At 64.3% G+C, this 3020-nt stretch carries 3 protein-coding genes; 1 reads left to right on the top strand and 2 read right to left on the bottom strand.

Going from position 1 to position 3020, the window contains the following annotated elements; genetic code table 11:
- Positions 1-139 precede the first annotated feature (139 nt).
- Positions 140-550 carry a (deoxy)nucleoside triphosphate pyrophosphohydrolase gene (locus MOV75_RS32745; RefSeq protein WP_246931580.1) on the bottom strand — a complete coding sequence of 137 codons (411 nt, stop codon included), beginning with the start codon at positions 548-550 and terminating at the stop codon, positions 140-142.
- A gap of 141 nt (positions 551-691) precedes the next feature.
- Between MOV75_RS32745 and MOV75_RS32740 the strand changes: the two genes are divergently transcribed.
- Positions 692-2044, top strand: a complete 1353-nt coding sequence (locus tag MOV75_RS32740) for a TadE/TadG family type IV pilus assembly protein (RefSeq protein ID WP_246931582.1) — start codon at positions 692-694, stop codon at positions 2042-2044.
- Between the two features lie 99 nt (positions 2045-2143).
- Here the strand turns inward: MOV75_RS32740 and argJ are convergent.
- The coding region (gene argJ, locus MOV75_RS32735; RefSeq protein ID WP_247007394.1) for a bifunctional glutamate N-acetyltransferase/amino-acid acetyltransferase ArgJ at positions 2144-3020 on the bottom strand (877 nt) is incomplete at its 5' end.

Here is a 3020-nt window from a genome sequence, read left to right as displayed (position 1 = left end):
GACGCGCTGCAGCGTGCAACGCTGCTGCGCAGAGCCGGGACCCAGTCTTGCTGCTGCGTGAGCCCCGGCTTTGCAGCGCACCGCACCGGACGATGCTTCGCATCGCCGGGGGCGCTGCGCTGCGTCCGGGGCACGGCTCTCACATCAACAAATCAATCAAATGCGGAATCAGCGGAATGTCCGCGGGCGGCATCGGATAGTCGCGCAGCTTGTTGGCACGGACCCAGGCGAGGGTCTGGCCCTCGCGCGGCGCAACCTGTCCCTCCCAGCGCCGGCAGATATAGAGCGGCATCAGCAGATGAAAGCTCTCGTAGCCGTAGCTCGCGAAGGTCAGCGGTGCCAGGCACGGCTCGGCGACGGTAATGCCGAGCTCCTCGTGGAGCTCGCGGATCAGGCTCTGCTCCGGCCGCTCGCCGGGCTCACACTTGCCGCCGGGGAATTCCCAGAGGCCGGCCAACGTCTTGCCCTCGGGGCGCTGCGCGATCAGGACGCGCTTGTCGGCGTCGACCAGCGCGCAGGCCACCACCAGTGTCAGTTTGAGATCGGCCATGCGTGAATGTGTCGCTCGCTGAAGATCATCGGTAACAGTTCGTTAACCGGTGACGGCCCGGATACTTACGGCTGCCATAAGTCATATTTAATCAACGGTTCCTAGAGTGGAAACATATTTAATCCATTCCGGGCTCGGTCCATGCGCGCTGCGCTTCCCACCACCATCCGCCGGTTTGTCCGCGACCGGCGCGGCAATATCGCGGTGATTTTCGCACTCGCCTGCGTGCCCCTGATCACGGTGGTCGGTTGCGCGGTCGATTACTCCCGCGCGACGCAGATGCGGGCCAAGCTGCAGGCCGCGGCCGACGCGGCCAGTGTCGGCGCGATCGCCAAGGCTTCGCCGGCCTTTGCGGCTGCGGGCACGATGACGTCGGACGGTGCAATCCCGGTCGGCGTCACCGACGCAAGGAACATCTTCAATGCCAACGTCGCCAACCTGACCGGCTATACGCTCGACAGCGTCACGCCGACCGTGGTCAAGAACGGCTCGACCGTCACCTCGACCGTCGCGTTCAGCGGCAGCATCAACACCATGTTCCTCGGCGTGATCGGCAAGACCGCGCTGACGGCGAGCGGCACGTCGACGGCGACGGCAAGCATGCCGCTCTATGTCGACTTCTACCTGCTGCTGGACAATTCGCCGTCGATGGGCGTGGCGGCCACGCCGGCCGACGTGACCAAGCTGGTCAATGCGACCACCGGCAACAGCTTCAAACCCAACGACCAGTGCGCCTTCGCCTGTCACGACTACAACGACCCCAACAATTACTACAATCTGGCCAAGAGCATTGGCGTGACCACGCGGATCGATGTGCTGCGTAGCGCGACGCAATCGCTGATGGACACTGCTGCCGCGAGCCAGACCTATTCGAACCAGTTCCGCATGGCGATCTACGATTTCGGCGCGGCGTCAAAGACGATCGGCTTGCGTGCGCTTTTCCCGTTGTCCTCGAATCTGTCGAGCGCGAAGACGGCGGCGGGCAACATCGACCTGATGGGCGTCTACGGCAACAACGACAGCTATACCAAGGATCAGGACACGCAGTTCAGCACCATCTTTCCGGCGATCAACAACGAGATTCCCAATCCCGGAAGCGGTAAATCCAACGCTCCCCTGAAGTACCTCTTTTTCGTTTCCGACGGTGTCGCCGACGAAAGCAATACGGGCTGCCTGAAGCCGCTCTCGGGTTCCTCGCGGTGCCAATCGCCGCTCAATGCTTCGCTCTGCAAGGCGATGAAGGATCGGGGCGTCAAGGTCGCCGTGCTGTACACGACCTATCTCGCGCTGCCCACCAACGGCTGGTACATGAAGTGGGTCGATCCGTTCAATGCCGGCCCCTATGGCCCGTCGCCGAACAGCGAGATCGCGCAGAACATGCAGAGCTGCGCTTCGCCAGGACTGTATTTCGAGGTGAGCCCGACCCAGGGCATCTCGGACGCGATGAACGCGCTGTTCAAGAAAGCGGTCGCGGACGCGCGGATTTCGGGGTGAGATGGAGACGTCATTCCGGGGCGATGCGTCAGCATCGAACCCGGACTCTCGAGATTCCGGGTTCTCGCTTCGCGAGCCCCGGAACGGCAGCCTTGGAATTTACGACCTGTAATCCCCGTTGATCGCGACATATTCCTTGGTGAGGTCGCAGGTCATGACGCGGTCGCGGCCCTTGCCGAGGCCGAGCGAGACCTTGATCGCGATCTCCGGCGCCTTCATCGCCTCCGACACCTGGGCTTCGTCATAGTCGGGATCGCGCGCACCGCTCCTGGCGACGCGGATGCCGTTGAAGGAAATCGAGAGCTTGTCGCGATCGGCCGGCTCGCCGGCCTTGCCGACTGCCATCACCACGCGGCCCCAATTGGCGTCCTCGCCGGCGATCGCGGTCTTGACCAGCGGCGAGTTCGCGATCGACATCGCGATCTTGCGTGCCGAGGCCTTGGTCTTGGCGCCCTCGACCGTGATCTCGACCAGCTTGCGCGCGCCTTCGCCGTCGCGGGCCACTTGCTCCGCGAGATTGGCGAGCACCTGGTTGAAGGCCTTGACGAAGCCCTTCAGGCGCGGATCGCTGGCGCGGCTGATTTTGGGTGCGCCGTGCTCGGCGGCAGCGCCGGTGGCGAAGGCCAGCAGCGTGTCGGAGGTCGAGGTGTCGCCATCGATCGTCACGGCGTTGAAGGTATCTTCGACGCCGGCCTTGAGCAGCGCCTGCAAGGCCGCGGGCGCGATCGGTGCGTCGGTGAAGATGAAGGACAGCATCGTCGCCATGTCGGGGGCGATCATGCCGGCGCCCTTGGCCATGCCGTTGATGGTGACCTTGGCCTTGCCGAGCTTGACGGTCGCGGTCGCGACCTTCGGGAAGGTATCGGTGGTCATGATCGCCTTGGCCGCGGCGAGGTAGTCGCCGGGCTCGGCGGCGTCGGCCAGGCGGCCCAGCACGCCGTCGAACTTGGTCGCGTCCAGCGGCTCGCCGATCACG

Source organism: Bradyrhizobium sp. PRIMUS42 (assembly GCF_023006515.1).
Classification (GTDB): Bacteria; Pseudomonadota; Alphaproteobacteria; order Rhizobiales; family Xanthobacteraceae; genus Bradyrhizobium.
This window is presented reverse-complemented; position numbering and strand designations above follow the sequence as displayed.